The organism is Nocardiopsis sp. MG754419, assembly GCF_018207095.1.
Classification (GTDB): Bacteria; Actinomycetota; Actinomycetes; order Streptosporangiales; family Streptosporangiaceae; genus Nocardiopsis.
On the sequence record NZ_QOCZ01000297.1, the window covers coordinates 1 to 1,572 of the forward strand.

Annotated in this window: 1 protein-coding gene; it reads left to right on the forward strand. The window is 73.0% G+C overall.

The window, feature by feature from the left end; all coding sequences use genetic code 11:
• Positions 1–1,572: TM0106 family RecB-like putative nuclease (locus tag DSY14_RS27740; RefSeq protein WP_211719555.1), on the forward strand; the 1,572-nt coding region annotated here is incomplete at both ends.

A 1,572-nucleotide genomic window follows, 5' to 3' on the forward strand; every position in this document is an offset into this window, starting at 1 on the left:
CACCCCCACCTGGGGCGAGCCCCGCCCCACCTGCGAGGGCTGCGGCTACAACACCTGGTGCTCCCAGGGACGCGTGGCCGCCCGCCACCTGTCGCTGGTCGCCGGACTGCGCACCGACCAGGGCGCCAAACTCGCCGACGCCGGGCTGACCACCATCGACGCCCTGGCCGCCGCCACCGACACCGACCGCCCCACCGGCCTGCCCCGCCGCACCTTCGACCAACTGCGCGCCCAGGCCGCCCTCCAGGTACGCCAGGACACCACCCGCACCCCGCACAACCCCCAGGGCACCGTCACCGCCGAGGTGTTCTCACCCGAGGGACTGGCCACCCTGCCCGCGCCCGGCCCCGGCGACGTCTTCTTCGACATGGAGGGCTACCCCTACCACTCCACCCAGGGCGGACGGGGCCTGGAGTACCTCTTCGGCGCGACCACCGAGGACGCCGAGGGCACCGAGACCTTCCACGCCTTCTGGGCCCACGACCGCGCCCAGGAGAAGAAGGCGCTGGAGGAGTTCGTCGACTTCGCCATCGCCCGCATCGACGCCGACGAGGGCGCCCACATCTACCACTACGCCTCCTACGAGGTGGACCGGCTCAAGCACCTCAGCTCCGAGTTCGGCACCCGCGAGGAGGAGGTGGACCGCATGCTCCGCGAGCACCGCCTGGTGGACCTGTACACCGTGGTGCGCAAGAGCCTGCGCGTGTCCCAACGCTCCTACTCCATCAAGTACCTCGAACCCCTCTACCTGGACACCACCCGGGACGGCGGCGTCACCACCGCCGCCTCCAGCATCGACGCCTACGCCGCCTACCTGGCAGCCCTGGAGGCCGACGACGACCACGCCGCCCAGGGTGTCCTGGACGACATCGCCGCCTACAACCGCGACGACTGCCACTCCACCGCCCGCCTGCGCGACTGGTTGGAGGAGCACCGTGCCGAGGAGGGCATCACCACCCGCCCCCTGGTCCAGATCGAGCTCACCGAGGAGGAGGCCGAACGGGCCCGCAAGCGCGCCGAGCGGGCCGCCCGCCACGCCGCCCTCACCGACCCCCTCCTGGAGGGGGTGCCCGAGGACCCCGAGGAGCGCACCGAGGACGACCACCCGCGCGCCGCCCTGGCCGCCCTGGTCGGCTACTACCGACGCGAGAACTCACCACCCTGGCGCGAGCACTTCCACCGTCAGAGCGCGCCCCTGCAGGACCTGGAGACCGACAGCAACTGCGCCGTGCCCTGGCAGGTGCACGTGGGCCAGTGGGAGGAGCCCACGGGCCGGCGCAAGACGGCCCGCCGCGAGGTGGCCATGCGCCTGGACCGCGCCCACCCCCACCCCTTCACCGTCGGCGAGAGCGTCCACCTGCTCCACCCCGGCGCTCCGGGCCAGGCGGCCACCACCCACTCCGCCAAGGTGCTCTCGGCCGAACCCGACTCCCTGAAGCTGCTGGAGACCGCCCCACCCGAGGACGTGGTCTCCGCGGCGCCCGTGGCCGTGCTCCCGGGCTCTCCGGTGGACCCCAAACCCAAGGACGGCGCCCTGGAGAACGTCGCCCACAACGCCACCGCGACCCTGCC